This window comes from Acinetobacter sp. LCT-H3, from assembly GCF_001866125.1.
Taxonomy (GTDB): domain Bacteria; phylum Pseudomonadota; class Gammaproteobacteria; order Pseudomonadales; family Moraxellaceae; genus Acinetobacter; species Acinetobacter schindleri.
This window is the reverse complement of record NZ_MODX01000032.1, coordinates 1-25,008: the sequence shown is the minus strand read 5'-3', so window position 1 is coordinate 25,008 and position 25,008 is coordinate 1. Positions and strand designations below refer to the sequence as shown.

14 protein-coding genes and 10 pseudogenes are annotated in these 25,008 nt (G+C 42.1%); 10 read left to right on the top strand and 14 right to left on the bottom strand.

The window, feature by feature from the left end:
• Positions 1 to 97: 97 nt before the first annotated feature.
• The 8 genes and pseudogenes from BK820_RS13230 to BK820_RS13195 all read right to left on the bottom strand — a co-directional run.
• A complete protein-coding gene (locus BK820_RS13230; protein WP_005100766.1) occupies positions 98 to 370 on the bottom strand; it encodes a hypothetical protein in 273 nt (90 codons plus the stop codon).
• On the bottom strand, positions 367 to 1,926 hold the full coding sequence (locus BK820_RS13225) for a PepSY-associated TM helix domain-containing protein (RefSeq protein ID WP_071321189.1): 1,560 nt from the start codon (positions 1,924 to 1,926) through the stop codon (positions 367 to 369). Before BK820_RS13225 ends, BK820_RS13230 begins: the two co-directional genes overlap by 4 nt.
• A gap of 3 nt (positions 1,927 to 1,929) precedes the next feature.
• Positions 1,930 to 2,211, bottom strand: a complete 282-nt coding sequence (locus tag BK820_RS13220) for a hypothetical protein (protein ID WP_071321188.1) — start codon at positions 2,209 to 2,211, stop codon at positions 1,930 to 1,932.
• A gap of 42 nt (positions 2,212 to 2,253) precedes the next feature.
• Positions 2,254 to 2,865: a DUF4198 domain-containing protein gene (locus tag BK820_RS13215; protein WP_005093768.1), complete on the bottom strand. Its 612-nt coding sequence runs from the start codon at positions 2,863 to 2,865 to the stop codon at positions 2,254 to 2,256.
• Positions 2,866 to 2,936: 71 nt separating this feature from the next.
• Positions 2,937 to 5,093: a TonB-dependent siderophore receptor gene (locus tag BK820_RS13210; RefSeq protein WP_071321187.1), complete on the bottom strand. Its 2,157-nt coding sequence runs from the start codon at positions 5,091 to 5,093 to the stop codon at positions 2,937 to 2,939.
• Between the two features lie 305 nt (positions 5,094 to 5,398).
• Positions 5,399 to 5,851: pseudogene (locus BK820_RS13205) on the bottom strand (transposase family protein); the annotation flags it as partial.
• A 61-nt stretch (positions 5,852 to 5,912) separates the two neighbouring features.
• A complete protein-coding gene (locus tag BK820_RS13200) occupies positions 5,913 to 7,013 on the bottom strand; it encodes an ABC transporter permease (RefSeq protein ID WP_071321186.1) in 1,101 nt (366 codons plus the stop codon).
• Positions 7,010 to 7,270: pseudogene (locus tag BK820_RS13195) on the bottom strand (ABC transporter permease); the annotation flags it as partial. The pseudogene BK820_RS13195 and the gene BK820_RS13200, both read right to left, overlap by 4 nt.
• Positions 7,271 to 7,465: 195 nt before the next feature.
• On the opposite strand from BK820_RS13195, the gene bioB reads away from it, so the two are divergent.
• From bioB to BK820_RS13180, 3 genes and pseudogenes are all read left to right on the top strand, one after another.
• Positions 7,466 to 8,455 carry a biotin synthase BioB gene (gene bioB / locus BK820_RS13190; protein ID WP_004812090.1) on the top strand — a complete coding sequence of 330 codons (990 nt, stop codon included), beginning with the start codon at positions 7,466 to 7,468 and terminating at the stop codon, positions 8,453 to 8,455.
• 65 nt (positions 8,456 to 8,520) lie between these two features.
• Positions 8,521 to 9,231 (top strand): alpha/beta hydrolase family protein, encoded by a 711-nt coding sequence (locus tag BK820_RS13185; RefSeq protein ID WP_071321184.1) that lies wholly within the window; start codon positions 8,521 to 8,523, stop codon positions 9,229 to 9,231.
• A gap of 88 nt (positions 9,232 to 9,319) precedes the next feature.
• Positions 9,320 to 9,589 (top strand): annotated as a pseudogene (locus tag BK820_RS13180) (aminotransferase class III-fold pyridoxal phosphate-dependent enzyme); the annotation flags it as partial.
• 253 nt (positions 9,590 to 9,842) lie between these two features.
• Here the strand turns inward: BK820_RS13180 and BK820_RS15400 are convergent.
• Positions 9,843 to 9,941, bottom strand: a pseudogene (locus tag BK820_RS15400) (VF530 family DNA-binding protein); the annotation flags it as partial.
• A gap of 116 nt (positions 9,942 to 10,057) precedes the next feature.
• Between BK820_RS15400 and BK820_RS15865 the strand changes: the two are divergent.
• The 4 genes and pseudogenes from BK820_RS15865 to BK820_RS13165 all read left to right on the top strand — a co-directional run.
• A pseudogene (locus BK820_RS15865) lies at positions 10,058 to 10,414 on the top strand (PTS mannitol transporter subunit IIA); the annotation flags it as partial.
• 261 nt (positions 10,415 to 10,675) lie between these two features.
• A pseudogene (ptsP, locus tag BK820_RS13175) lies at positions 10,676 to 12,922 on the top strand (phosphoenolpyruvate--protein phosphotransferase); the annotation flags it as partial.
• A 6-nt stretch (positions 12,923 to 12,928) separates the two neighbouring features.
• The gene (gene pfkB / locus BK820_RS13170; RefSeq protein ID WP_004282140.1) at positions 12,929 to 13,861 is read left to right on the top strand and encodes a 1-phosphofructokinase; all 933 of its coding nucleotides are present in this window, start codon (positions 12,929 to 12,931) and stop codon (positions 13,859 to 13,861) included.
• Positions 13,862 to 13,865: 4 nt separating this feature from the next.
• Positions 13,866 to 15,548: a fructose-specific PTS transporter subunit EIIC gene (locus tag BK820_RS13165; protein WP_004733119.1), complete on the top strand. Its 1,683-nt coding sequence runs from the start codon at positions 13,866 to 13,868 to the stop codon at positions 15,546 to 15,548.
• A gap of 29 nt (positions 15,549 to 15,577) precedes the next feature.
• Here BK820_RS13165 and BK820_RS13160 read toward each other — a convergent pair.
• A pseudogene (locus BK820_RS13160) lies at positions 15,578 to 15,814 on the bottom strand (hypothetical protein); the annotation flags it as partial.
• A gap of 247 nt (positions 15,815 to 16,061) precedes the next feature.
• On the opposite strand from BK820_RS13160, the gene BK820_RS13155 reads away from it, so the two are divergent.
• A complete protein-coding gene (locus BK820_RS13155) occupies positions 16,062 to 19,409 on the top strand; it encodes a DEAD/DEAH box helicase (protein ID WP_071321181.1) in 3,348 nt (1,115 codons plus the stop codon).
• A gap of 17 nt (positions 19,410 to 19,426) precedes the next feature.
• Here the strand turns inward: BK820_RS13155 and BK820_RS13150 are convergent, their stop codons facing one another.
• The 4 genes and pseudogenes from BK820_RS13150 to BK820_RS15215 form a co-directional block, all read right to left on the bottom strand.
• Positions 19,427 to 20,716 (bottom strand): type II toxin-antitoxin system HipA family toxin, encoded by a 1,290-nt coding sequence (locus tag BK820_RS13150; protein WP_071321180.1) that lies wholly within the window; start codon positions 20,714 to 20,716, stop codon positions 19,427 to 19,429.
• Positions 20,713 to 21,021 (bottom strand): helix-turn-helix transcriptional regulator, encoded by a 309-nt coding sequence (locus BK820_RS13145; protein ID WP_004282130.1) that lies wholly within the window; start codon positions 21,019 to 21,021, stop codon positions 20,713 to 20,715. Before BK820_RS13145 ends, BK820_RS13150 begins: the two co-directional genes overlap by 4 nt.
• Positions 21,022 to 21,163: 142 nt before the next feature.
• Positions 21,164 to 21,478: pseudogene (locus tag BK820_RS15220) on the bottom strand (transposase); the annotation flags it as partial.
• Between the two features lie 132 nt (positions 21,479 to 21,610).
• Positions 21,611 to 21,806, bottom strand: a pseudogene (locus BK820_RS15215) (IS3 family transposase); the annotation flags it as partial.
• A 62-nt stretch (positions 21,807 to 21,868) separates the two neighbouring features.
• Here BK820_RS15215 and BK820_RS13135 point away from each other — a divergent pair.
• Together BK820_RS13135 and BK820_RS13130 are read left to right on the top strand one after the other, a co-directional pair.
• Positions 21,869 to 22,171 (top strand): annotated as a pseudogene (locus BK820_RS13135) (transposase); the annotation flags it as partial.
• A 40-nt stretch (positions 22,172 to 22,211) separates the two neighbouring features.
• Positions 22,212 to 24,878, top strand: a complete 2,667-nt coding sequence (locus tag BK820_RS13130) for an excinuclease ABC subunit UvrA (RefSeq protein ID WP_005100732.1) — start codon at positions 22,212 to 22,214, stop codon at positions 24,876 to 24,878.
• Positions 24,879 to 25,008: the final 130 nt, after the last annotated feature.

Below are 25,008 nucleotides of genomic sequence, written 5' to 3'. Positions count from 1 at the left end.
ATGATTTATGAAAGAGGTCTACTGGGTAGATTGGTTTAATAAAGGGCGTGTGAATAGCACACTAGGCTGTTTGCTACTTTCTGATTTTAAATAAATACTAAAATGCTTTATTCATTTTTAAGATAAAGATAAACAGTACAGGGCTTAGAAATACCCATAGAGACACAAAGCTAATACTGGAGCTAAACTGGGTACGTAATAAAAACATCGCGACGAATAAGAAAATACCTGCAGCGAATTTAGTGTACGTAGGAAAATCCGCTAAAAAAGCGTAATGAGATTTTCGGGTTTTTAGGATCTGCTTTTCACTTACCACATAAAAACCAAAACAGCTCAGCCAAAGCAGACCGATCACTGCAATCCATATCATATTGATGATTCCTGTTGAGTGATTTTTAATTTAGCCTGAATTTTATTGACCGCTTTTTGCTGAATGGGCGTAATTTTTTGGTGTAAAAATAGGGCAAAAAGGGCCAAGGTCCATAACATTAGCTCAATACGCAAAAAAGGCCAATAAGTCGCAAAAGAAGCAATATATTGCTGGGAAACTAAATAATAAATATCAATCAGGGGAAGTATAAAGGCAGCACAAATCAGAAGTTTAAGCTGCATTCTCCATATATGCTGCTGTGGGGTTACACATGCCAGGATAAAACTGCCAAGCCAGATACTGAAAAAACTATAAATCTCATAATTTGGTGCACCTGCAGGAATACTGATAAAACGATTCGCATAGAGATAACCCAGCATGGAAAGTGGCAAGCCAATTATCATGGTGATATTTAAGCGGTTCACCAAATAATGTCCGAGATGAAACCGCGCTGATTTTTTCTGAATCTGGCGTTTCAGACTCCACAGCAGCAGACCGGAGGCAATCATGGCACAGCCCAATATGCCAGAAAAAAATAGTCCTAAACGTAATATGGGCTCGGCAAAACGTGCCATATGCAAGCCATATATGCCGGCATTGAGTGTGGCAATTGCACTTTCATTTCGTGTACTTTCAAGCAATTTTCCGGTAGCTGCATTTAAAATAAGCTGTGCCTGATTTCTGGTAATGGAATGATCTTTGAGTTGGGTTAATGTTATTTGTGCCAGCTGGGTATTGGGCTGCTTGACCGTGATATTGTCAAATTCCGCATCTCCCCAGTGTTGCTGTGCCGTGGTGATAAAATGTTGAATTGGCAGCATCTGCGTTTTCACAGGAACTGAGGGGGTGGCTGATGTATTGATTGTGCGAATTTCTTCAAAATATTGAAAGGGATTGTCTGGATAGAGTTTTTTCATACCGGAAGGCAGCACGATATAAAAGAAAATCGCCAGCCCGGTAAATGTCATGGTCAAAAAGAACGGCAGGGCAATCACTGAACTGACATTATGAAAATCCAGATAGGAGCGCTGCCCCTTAAATGCTCTTAAGGTAAAAAAGTCTGTCAGGATTTTTTTATGGGTAATGATTCCTGAAATCAGAGTCAATAACATGATAAAGGCAGCAATCGTCACAATCAGCCGACCAATGGTGTAGGGCATACCATAGAGCTGAAAATGAAAATTATAGAAAAAATCTCCCCCTTGGGTGGCCGAGAGGTTTAATTCTTTTCCTGTCGAAGCATCCAGGGTTTTGACTTCATAGCCACCATCCGCTTTTTGCCAGTAGACTTTATTCACCGGTGAGTCTTGATTGGCGACTCCGATATACCAGTTTTGGGCGTCCGGTGCATGCTGCTGTAAATAGCTGTAAGCAGATTTTAAGGCAGTTTCCTGATTGACTTGCATTGTGGCAAATTCAGGCTGCATCCATAGACTGATTTCATGTCGGTAATAGGTGACCGCGCCTGTTAAAAAGATCGCAAAGAGTAACCAGCCAAAGCTTAAACCCAGCCATGAATGTAAACATGCCATGGATTGACGGACAGATTTATGCATGGTTTAACCTATGAAGCGGGAGAAGAGAAATAAAATAAGTAAAGGAATCAGGCTATAGATAGAAAGCTTTTTTAAACTTTGGATACAGAAGATTCCAATCACAAAACAAACATAAAAAATCAGGGCAGTAAATGCAGCCAAATAGACAGACTCAGCTTTAGGCAAATAAGCTTGTAAAAAGTAAGCCAGATCGAGTGCGATTAAATAACTGCACAAGTAGCCAATGCCAAAGGTCATGCCTAAGCGATAGAGAATGGCAAGTGGCTGCACTACAACAGACATCATATTTGGCCTTGAATAAATCTATACTGATGAAAATCTAAAAACTTAATAAACAAAACTTAAAGTCGTGACCAGATACTGTTTTTTATAGGCCTGCTGATTCAATTTTCCTGCCTTGTCTGCTTCTTTGCCAACTTCAATGACATATTGACCTTTCCATGGCGTGGCGATCGTAATCTGGCCTTGGCCGTTGGTGGTGTATTTTTTTAGCCAGAATTGTGGGGAAAAGACTGTGACTTCAACATCCGCAGCAGCTTTACCCTGATACAGTACCGTAAATGTATTGCTGTTGATCTGAGTCGGGACAATATCTAGTTCTGACTCTGCTTTCAAGTTTTGTCTGCCGGATTTGGCATGATAGCTCAACAATGATTCTCCATAGATCAATTCATGACTGAGCTGGACATCTGTCTGGCCTTGGGTCGCATAAAGCAAATGATCTTGTTGCATTTGAGGACTAAAGCTTTTTCTAGACTGAACGGCCTTTGCCTGATTGAAAGACTTGAGGGCACCTTGCTGCGTTTCTTTAAGCTGTTCACTATATTCACCAAAGAACGCATGAGTCTGCTTATCTGTATCACGTTCCAGCCAAAGCATATGCGCCTGAGCTGAAAGTGTCATAGACAGTCCGAGGGTCAGAGCGATCATTTTTTTCATTTGTTTTACCTGTTTTTGTGTATGTAGTGATGATTTAGCCCTGAACATGTCGTCAAGGCTAAGTTTGAAAATCAGTATTTAAATTTCACAGCAACGCTGTAATTTGCTGGTGCACCATAAAAACCTTGCTGATTCGGGAAATTGAACAGATATTTTTCATTGGTCAGGTTATTACCATTGGCTTGCAAGGTCATATGCTCATTCAGCTCATAGCTGGCCATTAAGTTCACGAGCGCATAAGCATCCTGCTCAATGATTCCAGCTTTCTGGGTAATCACTCCATTGGCGGTTGCTTCAGGCACATCTAGATAGGTCTGATCTTGCCACTGCACACCAAGGCCCAGTTTCAGTTTTGGAAGTTGCGGCACCTGATAGGTAGTTAAAAGATTAAAAGACTGGGTTGGATTGAAGGTACGCGCATCACCGCCATTGATCAGATCTTTCAGGCTAAACTGGGTATAACCAAAGCTTAAGTTTAAATGGTCGCTCAGTTGTCCCGCCAAGCCAAACTCGTAGCCTTGGGAACGCAGGTCACTGACCTGAGTTGTGCGTAAAGTCGGGATACCATCAGAATCACGAAGCGGATAATTACTTTGCTCCGTTCTGAACACAGCCATGGTGGCGGTAAGCTTGTCATCTAGCCAAGAACCTTTGACTCCGACTTCATAGCTTTCACCTTCGATCGGTTTGTTAATGCTGCCATCATCTGCTTTGGTGGTTTGCGGACGGAAAATCGAGGTATAACTCAGATAGCCTGTATATTCAGGGCTAAAGTTATAGGTCAGACCGGCATAGGGTAAAACTTTATCTTCATCATAAACAGTATCTTTTCCATAACTACTGCCACTGCTTTCAGCCTGAACGTAGTTCGCACCTAAAAGCAGTTTCAGATCATCATTCAGATGCAGTCGGGTCGCAGCATAAAGGCTCTGGTTCTTCTGCCGGATATGCATTTCACCACTGGTTTTCGACATATCCCAGCTTGGTTCTTCGGGTGTAAAGCTGGCTAAATCTGTGGTCAGCGGATTGACAAAGCTGCCAGCATAACCCAATTCATCCAGACGATTTTTGGCCCAGACATAGCCCAATGAGGCTTCATGGCGTTGTCCCCAAAGCGGATAGGTGCCGCTAAAACTCAGGCTGGCTTGTTGTTCTTTATTGTCATCAATATACATGCCTGGGTAGAGGAAGATGCCTGAAGTGCCATTTGCGCCAGGTTTGCCGGACAGAAACAAGAGCTTTGAATCGCGTTGTGTACGTTTTTCATCATAGGTCAGTTTGGCTGTCCAGTCGCCACCCAGTTTTTGTTCAAGCTCGGCAAAGTAACTTTTAATATTGCTATCCCAGTGGGCCCAGCTTGGACTGTAATTATAATTCCGTGAGTAACTGAGCTGCTCGCCTTCGGTATTGATCAGCGGATTAGAACCCCAATTCACACCATTCGGCTTATGATTGGTTTCGGTATAGCCGGCTGTCAATAGGGTTGTGTCAGTTACATCTGCCTCAACAACTGTACCGATCCCATTTTTTTCCAGCTCATAACGATCCAGATAACTGTCGCCATTCTGTTGATAGCCAAATACACGGCCTCTGATTTTTCCATCCTGGGTTAGAGGAGAGGATATATCTGCTTCATAGCGCTGCGTATTCCATGAACCGTAACTTGCATTCAAGGCTGCCTGAAGTTCCTGAGTAGGGCGTTTGCGAATCATGTTAATGGTTGCACCGGGATCACCAATTCCATTATTTAAGGCATTCGCGCCTTTGACCACTTCTACACGGTCAAACAAAAAACTGTCTGGATTATCATTATTATAATTATAGCCTTCGAGTGGAATACCAACGCCATCGACTAAAACATTTGAAATCTCGAAACCTCGGGCAAGGTAGGAGGTCCGTTCCGTTTCCTGATTGCTGACGATAATGCCAGGGGTATTGCGCAGTACGTCCCGGGTATTATCCAAGGCAAAGTCATCCAGTTGCTGGCGGGTAAGGACATTGACTGTTTGCGGCGTTTCCTTAAGTGGAATATTCAGTTTTGAGGCGGTTGACGAGTTTTGGATGATATAGGCTTTACTCTGTTCAGAGCTGAGCTCACTCTGTTCTGATGCCGCTGTAACGGTAATCGTCGGTAATTGCTGAGTATCATCGGCAAAACTTTGTTGTGTAACTAAAATCGAAAAACTGAGTAAAGATAGTTTAAATGATGAAGGAACGGTAGAAGACATTTTAGTTAATGTAAATGATAATAATTATCACTAATGTTATTGTTTAATATCTCTTAAAGCAATCTCAACATAACAGGAAATATGAATGAAAAATGGGTTAATGATAGGTAAATCTCCAAATAAAACTTTAATGTAAGGATAGGGAGCAATAAATATCACTATTAAAAAGATGTTATTACCTTACCTTTGTGCTCCTGAACGGCTTTGCTGCACGAATACCTAACACTATGATTTTATTATATTTATCTTTTATTAAAATTTTATAAAACCCTTAAAAATCAGTATTTTGCAAAATATTTATGCAATAAAGCCACGAAGAGATAAAGCTTATCCTGTGCTGTTTGCATCTCAGCGATGTCGATATGAAAGTAACCATTGAAGCGCTTCCTGACAGGGCGATCACCTTGTACCTTAGGCAGTCGTGAAATACCATGCCGCTGCAAGCAGCGGTATAACGACGAGCGTGTCAGATAAGGAATACTCGGCTGCAATGCATAAAGGCAATCGTCTAGCGGCAACAAAGTGCGTTTTTGAAAAGCAACAATTGCCGCCTCATCTTCAGGCGATAACACGCTTGAGCGAGGATTCTTTGGCCCGGTTGTAAGATTATCTACTGAAATACGTTTCTTCCATTTTGCGACGGTTTTTTGATTGATGCCGTAACGCTTGGCTAGCGTTCTTAAGCTCTCTTGACTATTTTGTATTGCTCGACGCACTGTCTGTGTCGTTGTGACGCTTCTGTGTAGAACTTGTCCCATAGTGCTTCCTTCCATTTCTCTAAGAATATTGCACCACTAAAATCTGGGACTAAACATCTAGCTAGAAAGTTCCACAGTTTGAAATTAAACGTCGATAAGCCAGGAAAAAGCACAAGCTGCCGATCATTCCAAGATAGAGCAGTTTAGGCAAGATCAGTGTTGTAGGCACACCCATCTGATTGAGTTGAATAAACGTCTGCACAATTTGGGTAGAGGGCAGGATTTCGCCAACGATTTGCATCCAGATGGGCATGGCAGCATGCGGCCAAGCCGCACCAGATAAAAAGAACAGTGGAATGGAAGTGAATACAATGACATGACCCGCACGTTCCGGCAGATCCAGAAAACTGGCAAATAGGCAGGTCATGCCAATTATCGTGTAGATAAAAACTGGAACAGCCAGTAGCGTCCCGAACAGGTTGCCACCGCGCGGATAATCAAACAGCCAGAAGCTGAAACCGAATAAATAGAAACATCCCAGACAGCCGATGGTGAAGACGGCTAAGCACATCCCAGTCAATGCATTTACGTTTAATTCTATTTTTCTTTCCCGATATACCAAAATCAGCATACTCAAACCCAAAAGAATGGTTTGGTGGATAATTAAGGGTGCAACCGCAGGAAAGACATAACTGCCATAGCCGGACAGTGGATTAAATAAAGGAATTTGATGCACAGAAAGGGCCGGTGAAAAATCCGAGACCTGACCAAAGCGTTCAGTATAATCTGCCAAAGTTTGCTCAACCGATGTGGCTAAGCCCAGACCAATTTGTTTGGTCACTAAAAAGTTGGCTGTGCTTAAATACAGTCCAATGCCGCCTGTTTCACCATGCCTTAAGCTTTGCGATAAATTGTCCGGTAGCAGTAAAATGCCATCAGCTTTTTGTGACTCCACCCCTTGTTTGGCTTCGGCAAAATTTCCGGTAATCGCCTGAATTTCGACATTGGGGCTTTGTGCCACCTGACCAATAATGCGGGTACTTAAGCTACTTTGTTCTTCATCGACAATAATAATCGGTAAGGCTTCAGCCTGCTGTGCCTGATAAGCGGTCGGATAAAAAAAGCTGTAAAACAAGACGGATAGAATCAGCGTGGTAAAGATCGTGCCGTGACTGACGATATCTTTAAAGCTTTGTAGATAGTAAAACCAAAGGGATTTCATTGGACTGCTCCTTTGGCTATTTTTTTAAGAAACAGATAAGCCAGCAGAGCATAAACCAAAGCATAGACCAGCAGCATTAATCCAGCTGGCAGTGAAATATACATTGGACTGCCAATCACCCATTGTTCGGTTTGTAATTTGGCATAGGGCGTAAACGGAATAATATTGGCCCAAAACTGGGTGAATAGGGGCGCATTATTTAAAGGTAAAGTCACACCGGCAAAACTTAAAGATGAACCGCCATAGACCGCAATGATACTCATCAAAATAAGCCAACAATTCAAATTAAGGAATCATCGGCTTAAGCAGGATTCGAGTTAAATAAGCTTTCAAAATAGCTTGATACACTAAAGCTATTTTAAGCAGGCAATGAATATGAAAGAAAACGCTAAAGAAAAATAAAAAAAACAGCGTATGATTTACTCAATGGAATTTTAGATGATGCAGACAAGATGATCCGTAATGATTGGTCACGTGCCGAAATACAAGAAATTTATGACTTGCCTTTAATGGATTTACTGTTTCAGGCACAGCAAATTCATCGCCAAAACTTTGAACCGAATACTGTTCAGGTCAGTACTCTGCTTTCAATTAAAACGGGCCGTTGTCCGGAAGATTGTAAATACTGTTCGCAATCTGCACATTATGATACTGATCTGGAAATTGAAAAACGCGTAGAAGTACAAAAGGCGATTGCTGAAGCCAAACAGGCCAAAGCTTCCGGTTCGACCCGTTTTTGCATGGGCGCAGCATGGCGTAACCCGCATGAACGCGATATGCCGTATGTGCTGGAATTGGTGCAGGAAGTCAAGAAACTGGGCATGGAAACCTGTATGACCCTAGGGATGCTGAATGCCTCACAAGCGGAACGTCTGAAAGATGCAGGACTAGATTATTACAACCACAACCTTGATACCTCACGTGAATATTATGCCAATGTCATCAGTACACGTAGCTTTGATGACCGCTTAAATACGCTTGATCATGTGCGTAATGCCGGAATTAATGTCTGTAGTGGCGGTATTGTCGGCTTGGGCGAAGGCGTACAAGACCGAGTCGGTTTGTTATTTGAACTAGCGACTATGCCGATTCACCCGGGTTCGGTGCCCATAAATATGCTGGTTCCTATTGAAGGCACACCACTGGCCGATGTTGAAAAACTGGATGTGATTGACTGGATTCGTACTATTGCGGTAGCACGGATTATTATGCCGAAGAGTTATATCCGCTTGTCGGCAGGTCGTGAATCTCTCTCTGACTCTGATCAGGCACTGGCATTTATGGCTGGAGCTAACTCATTATTTTCAGGTGATAAATTGCTTACTGCCCCGAACAGTGGTGAAGGTAAAGACAAAGCCTTGTTTGCTAAATTAGGCTTAAAAGCTGAAGCTGCCAAGAAAACAGCTAAAGAATTGGCTGTAGATGCGATGCAACCTGCTTAATTAATCGTGTAACAAACAGGGATCATTTCAACTTGAATTGGTCCCTTTTTATTGGAGCAGACAAAATGAAGATACTGATGATTACGGGTTGGGGGCTAGGAACAGCGGTCTTAACCCCGTTTGTAGAACAGTTACGGCAGCGGCATCAAGTTGAAGTATGGGATATTTTTGATCCTAACGTGGAAAGTATTTTGGCCGAAAAAGTTAGGCAGGCGAGTTCTTTTGATGTCTTGATGGGATGGTCTTTGGGTGGACAGTTGGCACTTTTGCTGGCTAATGAAATCCAGCAACAATTGAAAATTGCCAAGCCAGTGATTTGCTGTATGTCAAATCCCTGCTTCGTGGCCAACGAAGCATGGCCACAGGCAATGCCAGTTGAACAATATACACAATTTAAATCTTCCATACTGGCTGATCCAAAACGCGGGATGCAGCGCTTCTGTACCTTGGTCACTTTAGCTGGTGCAGCAGCGCGTGAACGTGCAAAATTATTGCACCAACAGTTAAATAGTATTGATTTAAACTATCAGATTAAGCATCTTTATCTCTTGCATCAATTAAATCTGGTGGATATCCTAAAAAATCATTCAGTCAAGATGCTATTTATATTTTCCGAGAACGATATGTTGGTTCCTTGCAAAGTTAGTCAAGAATCCGTGTTTTTAACAACCCTAAATCTGAATTTGGTAAAAATACAGGGCACACACGATGCCATCCTTTTTGATTCCAAGTTACTCGTTGAGCCAATTTTAAAATTTTTAGCCGATCTGGCTTAAGCAAAAAGAGATTGGTAGCTCTTGACGTTTCATTTTCAGATTTAACGCGCTAAGATCAGTTTTAGTTTTAATAATTGGGGTAAATTCTGTGCAGGACGCTTTTGATCAACAGCATATTTGGCATCCTTATACCTCTATGACACAACCTTTGCCATGTTACAAAGTTAAAGCTGCACATGGTGCAGTCATTGAACTTGAAGATGGTACCGAGCTGATTGATGGCATGTCGTCCTGGTGGTGCACAATTCACGGTTATAATCATTCAGAACTCAATCAGGCTGTAACAAAACAATTAGAGTCGATGTCACATATCATGTTTGGTGGTTTGACTCATCAGCCTGCGATTGATGTGTCTAAAACCCCAACCTTGGCAAGAGTCACCGACATAAAATACACTAAATAACATAATTGGTACGTTAATAAACTCTATATATAACAGTTATATAGAGTTTTTATTATGTGTGACGTAATTTAAGGTGGGGTCGGATACTTTGATTTTTGGTCACTAATTTATTGTGATAATCAACAATAATAACCAACATACATATGCTTAATCTAAGGGTATTTTACTGACTGGTATAATTTTATGATGAGAGGGGTGTTGCCTGAGGTTACGGTTTCTGTTTGGCCTTTTGGCGTAAGACGTACAAATATAAGCTTTCTACTTTTTCACGTGCCCATGGTGTGGTACGCAAGAATCGTAATGATGATCATGAAGATAAAATCAAAAAATACAGATTTTTGTGTAAATCCTGAGTAGAATTCGACTTATTTTTTCTGCAGTAAAAAAGCATCTTCTCACTATGCTGCTTTGCAAGGACGTTTTATGCTCGCGCTAGATATACAACATGTTCGAATGAAACAACACGCCACTGATAAGGCACAAGCGTTGCAATGTCTAGTCGATATCTTGGTCGAAGACCAATTGGTTACACCTGATTATATTCATGGGTTGACCGTGCGCGAACAACAAAGTGCAACGTATTTAGGGCAAGGAATTGCCATTCCGCATGGGACGCCTCAGTCTCGCCAATGTATTTTAAAAACTGGTATTCGTCTGGCACACTTTCCTGAAGGAGTTGTTTGGGACGGTGAAAATAAAATTTATTTAGCAGTGGTGATTGCTGCGAAATCAGATGAGCATTTGCAAGTCTTACAAATTTTGACGCGAGCTTTAATTAATGATGTCGCTGATCAAGTGAAACAGGCTCAATCTGCAGAGCAAATTATTTCATTATTACAAGCCCAACCCGCATCTTTGGCATTGCATGAAAATTTAATCGCCACCCAAGTTCCCGCACTTGATGTAGAAGATTTAATTTGGCAGGCAACACAGTTGCTGAAACAGCAAAAAATGGTGGAGTGTGGTTTTCTGTCGGGTTTAAATCTAAACAGCATGATTCATTTAGGGGAGGCGGTCTGGTCGATCACTTCTAACCAGCATGTTTTGAGCCCAGCTGTAAGTTTGGTAAAAGCGGAACAGGTTTTAAGCCATCAGCAGGAAATGCTCAAGACTTTGGTGTGTATTGCCAGTAATGAGCAACTGGATATGCAACGGTTTCAACGGTTAATGGATATTTTGTTTGATACTGAACAAGTTCATACCCTCAACCAAGAGCAAGATAGTCACCAATTGGCGCAGTTAATTGGTGCTGAACTGATTCCTGATTGGCCATCTCGTCGTATTGTCTTAGCTAACGCTCATGGTCTACATGCGCGTCCCGCGACACACTTGGTCAATATGACCAAGAAATTTGCAGGGGATATTCTCGTTGCTGTAGATGAGGGGGCTTACGTTTCGGCAAAAAGTTTAACCAAATTATTAGCCATGGGATGCCGTCGTGGTCAAACTCTGACTTTTATTGCACAACCTGATACCGATGCTGTAGCAGGCTTAGAACAGATTATTGATGCAGTTCAACAGGGCTTAGGAGAAGAGGTTGAAGCTGTTGACCTTGTATCTCATCAGCATAGCAGTAGTGACCCAGTCGTAAATACTTTGGAATTAATGTCTTTTGAATCACATGGCGATACGGGTAGCTGCGGTATTGCTGCATCAACTGGCCTTGCTTTTGGCCCTGCACATGTGGTGAAGCCACGTGAATTTAGTTATGAACGTCGCGGACAGAGCTTTAAAGCTGAGAATGAAAAGCTTGAAATTGCGCTTCATCAGGTGAAAAATAGCTTACGTCAATTCATTGCACATACTGAATCTACTGCCATTAAACAGATATTCATGGCACATTTGGAAATGCTGGATGATCCAGACCTCCTCCAAAGTGTACAACGCGGTTTAAAACAAGGGTTGTCTGCTGCTGCAGCTTGGCATGATCATATTGAAGTAGCTGCTACCGCACAGGCTGCACTTAGCGATCGTTTACTGGCAGAGCGTGCGGCTGATTTAAGGGATATTGGTGAGCGTGTTTTGGCTGCTTTGTGTGGTGTGGCCGATGTCACAGAACCCGAGCAACCTTATATTTTAATTATGCATGATGTTGGTCCGAGTGATGTAGCGCGTCTGAATAAAGATCGTGTTGCAGGCATTTTGACCGCGGTTGGTGGAGCGAGTGCCCATAGCGCCATTGTGGCACGTGCTCTGGCTATTCCAGCAGTCGTAGGTGCAGGTGTAGCTGTTTTAAATATTGAGAACCATGCCACCGTGCTAATTAATGGGGATACTGGGGAGTATGTGGTCTCACCCGAGCAAAATCAGATTGATCATGCCATTGCAGAGCGCCAACGCCAGCGTGAGTTGCGAGAACAAGCGGAACAGCATTGTTTAGAACCTGCCATCACACTGGATCAACATCAAGTTGAAATCGCAGCCAATATTGGCAAAGTGGGCGCTACGATACAGGCTGTGGCCGATGGGGCAGAAGCAATTGGTTTGCTACGCACAGAATTGGTCTTTATGTCACACAGCAGTGCGCCTGATGAGGCTACACAGGAAGCCGATTATCGGGTGGTGTTAGATGCTTTGGCAGGTCGTCCATTGGTGGTACGTACACTTGATGTGGGCGGGGACAAACCTTTGCCGTATTTGCCTATTGAAAAGGAAGAAAATCCATTCTTGGGCTTACGTGGTATTCGTCTGACTTTACGTAAGCCAGAGTTGTTACGTCAGCAATTGGTTGCTTTACTTAAAGCAGCGGATAATCGCCCATTAAGAATTATGTTTCCGATGATTGGGCGGGTTGAAGAATGGCGAGCAGCAAAAGCAATTTTGGATGAGGTTCGCATACAGCATCCATGTGAAAACTTACAAGTCGGTATTATGATTGAGGTTCCTGCGGCAGCATTGTTGGCTCCAATTCTTGCTCAAGAAGTTGATTTTTTTAGTATTGGAACCAATGACTTGACTCAATATACTCTGGCGATTGACCGTGGTCATCCACTGTTGTCTGCTGAAGCTGATGGCTTACATCCGAGTATTTTGCTATTGATTGATCAAACTGTTCGGGCAGCACATCAGCATGGTAAATGGGTGGGCATTTGTGGTGAATTGGCTGCTGATCCAAAAGCTGTGCCTGTATTGATAGGCTTGGGCGTGGATGAGTTGAGTATGTCGAGTACCAGTATTCCATTGGTGAAGGCGCAAATTCGTGGTTTGAACTATATAAATTGCAAACAGGTCGCACAGCAAGCCTTAAGTTGTGACAGTGCGTCTGCCGTACGTGCATTGGTGGAGTAATTACGAATGGCTAAGATATTAAGCATTACTCTGAATCCTGCAATTGACCTCACCGTGCAATTGGATCAACTAAAAGTTGGCGAGGTCAATCGTCAGTTAACGGCCCAAAGCCATGCAGCAGGTAAAGGCTTAAACGTGGCACAGGTCCTTAAGGATTTGGGACATGAACTGATTGTGAGTGGCTTTTTGGGGCAAGAAAACCGTCAAATTTTTGATCATCATATCCAGCAAGAGCAATTTGATAACCAATTTATTTATGTTGCAGGTGAAACACGACAAAACATTAAAGTTGCAGAAGCTTCTGGTCAGATGACTGACATCAATGGCAAGGGCTTTTTTGTAGATACCTCAGCAAAACAACAACTATGTGAACGTTTATCTCAACTGATTTTAGAGGTTGATGTGATTGTGATTGCTGGCAGTTTGCCACAAGGGTTTTCTGCAGAAGAGCTTTCGACACTGATTTTATGGTTACAGTCTGCGGGTAAAAAAGTCGCAGTAGATACCAGTGGTGTTGCGTTGAAAGCAGCAATTGCTGCCCATCCTTGGTTGATTAAGCCTAATACAGATGAGTTGACGGAAACTTACCATTTGCCAGCAGAAACGTTTGCAGAACAGCAGCATCTTTTTGCCAGTTTAAATAGTCAGATCGAACATATTGTGGTCTCGATGGGTGAAAACGGGGTGAACTGGCTTCACCGCACGCACCCCCTGCATGCTACTGCACCGAAGGTCACCGTCCAAAGTACTGTGGGTGCGGGAGATTCTTTGCTGGCAGGTATGATTCATGGGTTGTTGAGTTCAACTTCCCCAGAAGAAACATTGAAAACAGCAACCGCAATTGCGAGCAATGCTGTGACCCAAATTGGGTTTGCCCTTCCAGACTTTGCTGTTATTGAAGATTTGAAATCGCAAATCTCAGTCCAATCATTGAGTTAATACGATGCCAGAGATAAAACATATTTTATTTGTGCCACATAGTCCCGAGCAGCCGATTAATGCAGTGATTTTGTCCAAAAAACTGTCCAAAGCAGCGACAGCACTTGGTATTTCCAATCATGTGGCGACATCAGTCGAGCATCTCGATTTATCAAATGTTATTGATACGGTTGTTTTTGTAGGACAGAAGTCGGCAGAAGCGGATCAACTGCGTGACAAGGTTGTGAAAGTCATTGGTTTGAATAACGCACAACACGATGCGATCATGCTTTTGCAACAAGTTCTTGAGCATTCAGATGCTTTAGATGAAACTATTGCAGCCAATGTAGGGGTTACACGGTTTGTCGCCATTACAGCATGTCCAACTGGTGTTGCGCATACGTTTATGGCGGCCGAAGCCTTACAACAAGGTGCAGTAAAGTACGGTTATCAGATTGATGTTGAAACCCAAGGATCGGTTGGGGCTAAAAATGTTTTATCGGCAGAAAGTATTGCCAAAGCAGATGTCGTGATCTTAGCAACGGATATTGAGGTCAATACAGATCGCTTTGTAGGCAAACGTGTATATCGCTGCAGTACAGGATTTGCTCTTAAGCAAACGGATAAGACTTTTGCAAATGCAATTGCTGAAGCCAAAGTGCTTGAAACGGGTAAGCAAACAGCCACTAAGACAGAAAATGAAAACAAAGAAAAAACTGGAATTTATAAACACCTTTTAACAGGGGTGTCTTTCATGCTGCCGATGGTGGTGGCGGGCGGTTTGATCATTGCCATCTCGTTTATGTTTGGCCTCAACCCTGTTGAAGGAAGCTTTGCCGCATCCTTAAAGCAAATAGGTGCTGCAGCATTTACTCTTATGGTACCTATGCTGGCAGGTTACATTGCTTATTCTATTGCGGATCGTCCGGGTTTAACTCCAGGTTTGATTGGCGGTTTACTTGCAACACAATTAGAGGCAGGCTTTCTCGGTGGATTAGTTGCAGGTTTTATTGCAGGTTATATTGCGTTATTTTTATCGAAACAGCTTAAACTCCCAAGTAGCCTAGAAGCATTAAAACCAATTTTGATTATTCCACTATTAGCGAGTTTAGCTGTTGGTTTAATCATGATTTATGTGGTTGGACAGCCTGTTGCACAATTGTTTGAATTACTCACACACTTCCTTGCCAATATGGGGACGACCAATGCCATGATCATGGGGATTATCCTTGGGAGTATGATGTGTATTGATGTTGGGGGGCCAATAAATAAAGCGGCTTATGCCTTTACGGTGGGCTTACTTACGTCACAAACATACGGACCGATGGCGATTACCATGGCTGCGGGTATGGTACCGCCATTGGGTATGGCAATTGCAACTTTTCTGGCAAAGCATAAATTTGCCAAACCTGAGCAAGATGCAGGGAAGGCTGCTGTAGTTCTGGGCCTATGTTTCATTTCGGAAGGGGCTATTCCGTTTGCTGCCAAAGACCCGATTCGAGTGCTTCCATGCGCGATCGCAGGTGGTGCTGTAACTGGGGCTTTGGTTGCATTATTTAAATGTGAACTAGTCACTCCTCATGGCGGTGTAATGGTACTGATCATTCCGAATGCGATGAATTATCCATTAAAATATTTATTGGCGATTGCGATTGGAAGTGTGGTGACTGGTGTAGCTTATGCCGTGATAAAACAACGGTTAGAGTAAGCCCTTCATAGAAGCTTTGTGAAGGCTATTTAGTGCAATAAATGAATATTATGCTCAATCCTATTTTGGATCAGTTGGAGAGTCTCTGCTTGAATTTGTCCAGGTAATAGGTCATGAGCGATATTGCTGAATCGGATTGCAACCTTACAAATCGAGCCAATAATTTCATCGACTTCTTGGACACAAAGTTCCGCTTCCTGAGTACCAAGTTTCACAAGAGCTTGTCGAGGAATATTCAGTGCCTCACCCATGATATCCATTTGATGTGCAGGAAAGTTCTAAACCTTTACTGATCGCTTCTGCACTGTATTCAAAGGCGATTAATGGCCGACCTGTGATTGCGGTTGAGGAGACCAATGTACCCCAAAGCCAATATTCACCCCATCCATTGTAGTAAACATTAAGTTTTTGAGCATGGATTTATTTCCTTTTGATACGTTGGCGAGCACTACTGTTCTGAAATGACAGCTTTGTCCGTTATAATTGTATAAACATTTTTAGTGTCTGGTAATTATGTCCTCATTGATCAATTTTCTATCTCGCTTTAGTACTGCAACTATTCAGCGCAGCCTTAGCTATGCTAAACACATTGATAGGGAAACGATTGAGTTCTTTGAGGAAAAAGACGGTGTCACGATGTATGCCCAAATTGAAGGGACAGATTATTACGATACTGCGATTACCTATAATCCCCAAAAAGACCGTTTAATCGATGACGACTGCACTTGTCCGGTTGGATATAACTGTAAACATGCTGCGGCTTTAGCGCGGTTATTCTTTCAGGAATATCGCCAGGAATTTCAGCAGCGTTATGCTGACTCTCAATCCCCACAGGGAATCGCAAAACGCCAACAGGGGTATGATCAGGCGCAACGCTGGTTGAATGATTTTAAACGGTATTTACAACAGACTGAACCTGAGCAGCCTGCCAAAACAAACACATGTTTAATTTACCTGTTAAATCAGTCTGTCAGCTCAAAGAAATTGACCCTTGTGGTGCAGAAGGCCAGACGCAATAAAAATGGCTCGATTGCCGGTGAAAGTGATTATACGCACTATGAAAATATCACCAGAAAGCATCTGACTTTACCGGAACAAAAACGACAATTATTTAACCAGATTTATTATTACGCCAAAATAAACAGCGACGAGCGTTTTTATCAAAGCAATCTTGATATCTCCGGAATTTCATTGGAGCACTTTAAATCTTTTATTCAAAGTGGCGATGTTTACTGGCAAAAAAAGAGCTATGCTGCACTTCAATGGTCAGAACAAGGCTATCACATCGAATTGATCTGGGAACAAGGTGTCAACAAACAGACGGAGCATTTAAACATTGAATTGGTCAATGGCGATATTCGACTCGATTTAAAATCAAATCCACATATCCAGATTCTCGCGAGCCAGCCACCATGTTATGTGGATATTCAACAGAACACGGTGGGCCAGTTATATGGTGAATATACGGCAAATCTGCTCTACCATTTTTTACAGATGCCTGATCTTCCAGCTACGCTCTTGCCAGAGTTTGAGCAACTGACTCATCAATATTCAGACGTGCAAAATCTGCCTCAGCCCGAGTCTATTCAGCATGTTGAGGTCCTTGAGGGTAGTCCCCAGCCAATTTTACGCTTCGGTGTTTTAGATAAATTTGATTGGAAATGGGAAGAGTCTGTTTGTGCTGAAATTGAATTCTCCTATGCAGGCGGAAGAATAAAAGCAGGTACATCAGGCGACAGTTTTATTGGTGAGCAGCATGGGAAAATGGTGCGACAGCTTCGGGACTTAGTTCAGGAACAACAGTCAATCCAGCGTTTACAGCTATTGGTCGAATCACTGAAGTGGGTGAAAGATCTTAGTTATGACCAGCAATTAAAACTGGATAAACAACGTCTCGATTCTATGGTTTTTGCTTTCTATGGAGACTGGATCAAACAGCTGATGCCCATCAATCAAATTGAGTTGATGGGCTGGCAGATAGAGCATCTGGAAAACAGCCCCTTTAACCTGCAATATGTTGAAAATTTAAATATTTCTATCACTGAATCTGAAGGCCAGCAGGACTGGTTCAATATCGGGGCGACGGTTCAAGACAGTGCAGGCAATTCTTATAATTTGCTTGATGCGCTCGTAGCTTTGGTGCGAGTAAATCCTGATTTACTTGATCCACGGACTTTTATTCATCTGCATGACAGTCAAATTTTCACCGTGAAAACTGCAGTTGATCAACCTGATTTGGCGCTATCCGCTAGGGATATTAAGCCGGTATTGTTGCATCTGCAGAGCATTTTACAGCAAGAAGAGCGCAGTATTGATCGCTATGATGCGAGTCAATTATTAGAATTGCAGCATAATCTTGGGATGACATGGCAGGTCAGTGATCGCCTGCAGCAATTTGTACAGAAATTCAAACAAGGCTATCAGCAACAACTGCCGACACCACAAGGTTTTCAGGGGGAGTTGCGTCCATACCAGCAGCAGGGCTTAGGCTGGTTACAGTTTTTAAGGGAAACCCAGCATGGCGGGATTCTGGCAGATGATATGGGCTTGGGGAAAACAGCACAAACTTTAGCCCATTTACTCATGGAAAAGCAGGCTGGATATTTGCAGGACAGTCCCGCCTTAATTGTTGCACCCACATCGCTGATGCATAACTGGTTCAAAGAAGCGGAGAAATTTACCCCTGAGCTCAAGGTATTGCTGCTACAGGGGCCCGACCGCCATCAGAATTTTGAGCAGATTCCGCACTATGATATTGTGTTAACCACCTATCCGCTTCTAGCGAGAGATGAAGAACAACTAAAGCAATATGAATATCATCAACTCATTTTGGATGAGGCGCAGAATATCAAAAATCCGCGTGCCAAAGCTGCACAGGTAGTACGCCAATTAAAAGCACGACATCGTTTGTGTCTAACAGGTACCCCGATGGAAAATCATTTGGGTGAACTGTGGGCACTATTTTATTTCCTGATGCCAGGATTTTTATATTCACAAGAAATTTTTAATAAAAAGTACCGTCATCCGATTGAAAAACGCGGTGATCAGCAGTTAAGGCAAAAGCTGGTCAACCGGATTAAGCCCTTCATTTTACGTCGCTTGAAAACTGACGTAGCCAAAGAATTGCCAGAAAAAACTACGATTGAAGTCAATATTGATATGAATGACCAGCAATCCAAGTTATATGAGGCTGTTCGTGCCACGATGCAGGAAAATATTCAGAAAATTGTGGCAGAAAAAGGCTTTAAACGTAGTCAAATTCAAATTTTAGATGCCTTACTGAAGCTACGTCAGGTGTGCTGCCATCCTAGCTTACTAAAGCTGGATTCAGTGAAAACCGGGCAGGCACACTCTGCCAAACTTGAACAGTTGATGGATATGGTCGTTCCAATGGTGGAGGAGGGGCGAAAAATTCTGATCTTCTCTCAGTTTACCTCAATGTTGGAACTGATTGAGCAACAGCTCCATCACGCAGAAATTGGCTATGTGAAGCTGACTGGAAAGACCAAAAAGCGAGATGAAGTCATTACAGCATTTCAGTCTGGACAAGTGCCAGTATTTTTAATCAGTCTGAAAGCAGGAGGGGTCGGTCTGAATCTAACTGCCGCAGATACGGTCATTCACTATGATCCATGGTGGAACCCTGCTGCTGAAGATCAAGCTTCAGATCGTGCATGGCGGATTGGACAGGACAAGCCAGTATTTGTGTATAAGCTGATTACCAATAAAAGCATAGAAGAAAAAATTCTTGCCTTACAGCAAAATAAAGCAGAACTGGCACAGTCTATTCTAAGTACCGATCATGAGGGCGAAGCGAAACTGACGGAAAATGACGTGATGAACTTGTTTGAGAAATTTTAGTTTGGTTTCAGATTACCCTAATCATCTGTAAGTATCTGAAAGTCTGGATGCAATTTTTTCCAATGTTCTCTTAATTTTTCTTTATGAATAGAAATCATAGGTAAGTCTGGTAATAGCACTGGCCATACTGACCGTGCTTTGTCCATGATCGCGTGAAGTTGTTTTTCAATAACACGCCATGGAACACCGACTTTTTCAGCCCATTGTTCAAAGTGTTTCATCTCAGCTAAATACCAATCTTTATTTTTGGTAAGATTCAATGCGAAATGACGCTCATTTTCAACATATACACTAGTCATCAATATATCGTATGCGGGAGATAATCTTGGTGTTCTTTTGTCCTGATAAATCATACTCCAGTTTTTTAAGTGTGCATCTCCATTGGCGAGCAAAATGTTGACAAGTAAGCGGCTGGCAAATTGCTGAATATCAAAAATTTTGTTATCTGAAAATTGATAAATGATCTTTCCTATCTGCTCATAATTTGTGGTGCTGTATTTCTGCTGTGGATATGCACCGAAGATCTGAGCAAAGTCTTCGATGTGAATAAGCTCTGTAGTATCAGCAGTATTCTGTCTATCAAATCTTTTGATTGCAAAAGCATATTGCTCTTGGGGTAAATTTAATGGTGGAAGGTCTTGTAAGAGTGCCATATCCACCAAGCGAATCTCAGGGACATCTATTCCGACCGTTTTGGCAAGGGTCATCATAGAATATTCATTTAGCGGAACAAAAGCATGTCTGGAAGAAGGAGTTTTGATAATCCAGTCCCCGAGTAGAGTCGTTTCCGTTGCCTGTGCTAGTGTAAAACGCCCATCTTTGGCTTTCATGGAAAACTTCATTTGGACGCCGGCCAAGGAAAACTTATTATCTGTTCGGATCTCTTGCTTTAAGATCTGATCTGGATTAGAGATCTGCAATTTGAATTTTATTTCATCTGGAATTTCTTCTGGATCTAATGGAGTCGCAATGAGTGCTCCAGGTAAATCATGACCTAAAGCTGCCAATAACTGAAATTCATTGTCTATATGTACTTTGAGGCTTTGTGCAATCAGTTCGCGTAATGCACCTTCTGGTAGCAAGTTTGATAGCAAGGGATGTAAACGCTGATGTGTAACATAGGTCTTTTCTAAAATTTTATCCGCTTGAGGATACAAGGGGGAAGTCAGCAGGCTCAAGGTCGGACGTTGCTGATCAAAGCGGAAAGAATCTGTAAAAACCAGAATATTTTTTCCGCTCTGAAATCCTGCCAAGTATCCAACGATACCGTGATGTAATGTTAATTTCAGGACGGCAACAGTATTCATGGTTCCTCTCCTCCGAGAAGACCCTTCCATGGGTTAGTCATTAAGTCATCCTGATCTTCAATAGTGACTTTAATTTCATCATTCAATAATTGTCTGATCAAATGAACCTTATCATCAGGGATGAGCATCAGTTGAGCATTTAATCCTGCCGCTATAATTTCTAAGGTCTCTAATCGAGGGTTGCCCTGACTTTCCAGTTTTTGGTACTGCTGTCTTGAAATGCCTGTACGGGATTGCATATCAACTTGCTTTAAGCCCAATTGGGTTCGTCTTTTTTTGATTTGCTGAAGTAAAGACTTATTCATTGTAGATGCATTTATTGCTTTTAGGTTCTGTAAGAAACATATTAGTTTCTTTTTTTTTGAAAAGCAATTTATGACTTTATCATTTCGATCGGCTTTGTTGCACAAAGATTTGAAATGCAAAGCGCCCCTAATTGAGCCAAATTTAAGGCGTAACTTGGGTAAGTGGTCGACCTAATTCCGTAAATCTGTTAAGGACTGCTACACGTGCATGGATCTCATTCACTTGGCTATCAAAACTCCTTGCACTGATTTTATCTCCTAATAATTTGATGCAATGCATCTTAGTTTCAACCAAACTTCGCCGATGATAGCCTGACCATTTTTTCCATAGTGTCCTGCCTAAACGTTTAACTGTTCGAAGTAATTCATTTCGCTCTAGCGAGCTACTCTTTGTATCTTTCCATGGTTTCGCATTTTTTCTAGGTGGAATCACCGCATGCCCTTGCCGATCTGCAATGAACCGTACCGGGTTTGTCGGAGACTTTTATTTAAGTTAGGCCACCTGACCTAACGGGTTAATCTTATAATCGTACATTGCTTCAAGCTCAAAAGACGACACATAACTCAGCGCATCAAGCACCATATCTGTATTCTTACCACGCCATACACCTTGTATTTCAAGATTTTGCATCAATCGAGAACTGTATAGCGCGCAATAACATAACTTCTCGTTGCAGTTGTTGCCAGACTTTACGAACGCCATACCGGCCCGAACTTTCTTTCCAAATTCGTTTGATTTGCTTAGCATGATGAAAATCATGTAGATCTCGTTTTGCTCGATGTTCCCTTGCGAAGCGATGCGCTTCTCATCGCAGGAAAGTTGGTCTCCGACAAACCCGGTACGGTTCAGTATCCAAAAATTGGAGAATCCTGGCGGGCAAATTGGGAAAATATCCGAACGATCTTTAGCTATCCTGCTGAAATACGTCATGCGATTTATACAACAAATGCAATTGAATCATTGAATAGCGTGATCCGCCATTCAACTAAAAAGAGAAAGATCTTCTCTTCTGATGATTCAGTGAAAAAGGTCATTTATTTAGCAACTTCAAATGCTGCTAAAAAATGGACCATGCCAATTCAAAATTGGCGTTTAGCAATGAATTGGTTTACGATTCAGTTCGATGATCGATTAAAAGATCATTTATAAAAAATAAGACTTACACAAAATAATTTACAGGCTCAGAAACATGAAAATACATTCTTTTGGTGAACACAATAACATTACTTTATCTAATAATTGTATTGAAGTTCGAGGTGCACGTGAGCATAACCTTAAGGATGTAGATGTTTCTATCCCAAGAAATGCACTTGTTGTTTTCTCAGGTGTATCGGGTTCAGGAAAATCATCACTTGCTTTTGGAACTATTTTTGCTGAAGCACAAAGAAGATATTTCGAATCTGTTGCACCTTATGCAAGACGCTTAATAGATCAGGCCGGAGTACCAGATGTTGATGCTATTGATGGTCTACCACCAGCAGTAGCATTGCAACAACAACGTGGTGCAAGTAATACCCGTTCTTCTGTTGGAAGTGTAACAACTTTATCAAGTCTCGTGCGAATGATTTATTCGCGTGCTGGTGCATATCCTGCCGATCAGCCAATGTTATATGCCGAGGACTTTTCACCGAACACTCTTCAAGGTGCTTGTCCTACCTGTCATGGTTTAGGTCACATTTATGAAGTTACAGAATCGACAATGGTTCCTGACCCAACACTCAGTATTCGTGAGAGAGCTATCGCATCATGGCCACCTGCTTGGCACGGGCAAAACTTACGCGATATCCTAGTAACCCTAGGGTATGATGTTGATCGACCATGGAAAGATTTACCGCAATCGGATAGAGACTGGATTTTATTTACTGAAGAAACCCCAACAGTTCCTGTCTATGCTGGTTTAAGCCCCGCTGAGACTCAATCTGCACTTAAACGTAAACTAGAACCCAGCTATATGGGCACTTTCACTGGTGCTCGTCGCTATGTCCTTCATACTTTTGCTAATACCCAAAGTACGTTGATGAAAAAACGTGTTTCACGTTTTATGGAAGGAAAAATATGCCCTTCCTGTCATGGTAAACGCCTTAAACCAGAAGCCTTATCTATTACCTTTGCTGGAGTAGATATTGGTGAGTTTATGCAACTTTCTTTGGATAAGTTAACTTGCCTGCTTGAGCCCATTGTTCTTGGCAATTTCGACGCTCATGATGCTGGAGAAAAGACTAATAATAAAGTAACCCAACTTGATAGATCCGAACGAGCAACAACAGGTAGAGCAGTGCATTCTGTATCTCCAGATGTAAGACGTACGTCAGCACTTTCAGATGAAAAGAAAATTGCTGCCCAGCGTTTAGCAAATGGTGTGGTGGGGCGTTTAAATCAATTACGCCAGTTAGGTCTTGGTTATCTAACATTAGATAGAGCCACACCGACTCTTTCAGCGGGAGAGTTACAACGTTTGCGTTTAGCAACACAATTAAGTTCTATGCTATTTGGTGTAGTTTATGTACTGGATGAACCGTCTGCTGGATTACATCCTTCAGATAGTCAGTCATTATATGATTCTCTCGATAAATTAAGAGACGCTGGAAACTCCGTATTTGTTGTAGAGCATGATTTAGAGCTCATGCGTCGTGCTCAATGGTTAGTGGATGTTGGACCAGATGCAGGAGAGCAAGGTGGTAATATTTTATATAGTGGAGTACCTCAGGGTTTAAGTGAGATTTCAGCTTCACGTACTGCAAGTTATTTATTTAATAAAATCCCAGTTACGCAAAGTTATGGACGTACACCCTCTGGTTGGCTTGAACTTAACAATATTTACCGACATAACCTGCATAATATTGATGCTCGTATACCTCTTGGTGTACTTACAGCAGTTACAGGTATTTCAGGTTCAGGTAAATCTAGTCTCGTTTCTCAAGCTTTACCCGAGTTAGTACTTTCATATTTAGGCAATGAATCTGAAACTGAAAACAATAATGAAAATAATCCTTTAAATGAAGGAATGTTGGTTACCGAGGTTACACAGGGTTCTCTGGCTGGTGATGTGGAGGCTATACAGCGTCTGGTACAGGTTGATCAAAAACCAATTGGCCGTACTCCACGTTCTAATCTGGCAACTTATACGGGTTTATTTGATCATGTTAGAAAGTTATTTGCTGGGACTCCTGAAGCTCGCCAAGCTCATTATGATGCTGGACGTTTTTCGTTTAATGTGGCTAAAGGGCGATGTGAAACTTGTGAAGGTGAAGGCTTTGTCAGTGTAGAATTATTGTTTATGCCAAGTGTATATGCCCCTTGTCCGACATGTCATGGTGCTCGATATAATGATGACACTCTGAAAATTCGCTGGAATGGACGTAATATTGCTGAAGTATTAGGAATGACCGTCAATGAAGCACGTGATTTTTTTGATGGAGAGGTCTCGATTGCTCGTTCACTACAATTATTAAAGGAAATTGGCCTTGGTTATTTACGTTTAGGGCAACCAGCGACTGAACTATCTGGTGGAGAAGCGCAACGTATTAAATTGGCGACCGAGCTGCAACGCAATCAGCGTGGAAATACACTGTATATACTTGATGAGCCAACTACAGGTTTGCATCCATCAGATGTAGATCGATTGTTAGTTCAATTGCAGCGATTAGTCGATGCGGGTAATACCGTGGTTATGATTGAGCATGATATGCGTGCCGTTGCACAAGCAGATTGGGTGATTGATGTGGGACCAGGTGCTGGAAATGCTGGTGGGAATATTGTTGTGGCAGGAACACCAAAACAAATAACAGAAAATCAAGATAGCCGTACTGCTCCATATTTAGTTAATGAGTTAGTGAGTCGTGATACTAAACATTGATATTGCGAGTGGGTAGAATAAAACCTTAAATTAAAAGCCTGTAAAATCAATCAGATATTTTTTGTTTTAGGTGGTGTGTGAGCATGAAATCTAAAATTTTTTTCAACTAAGGGCTTTGTTGCACAAACCT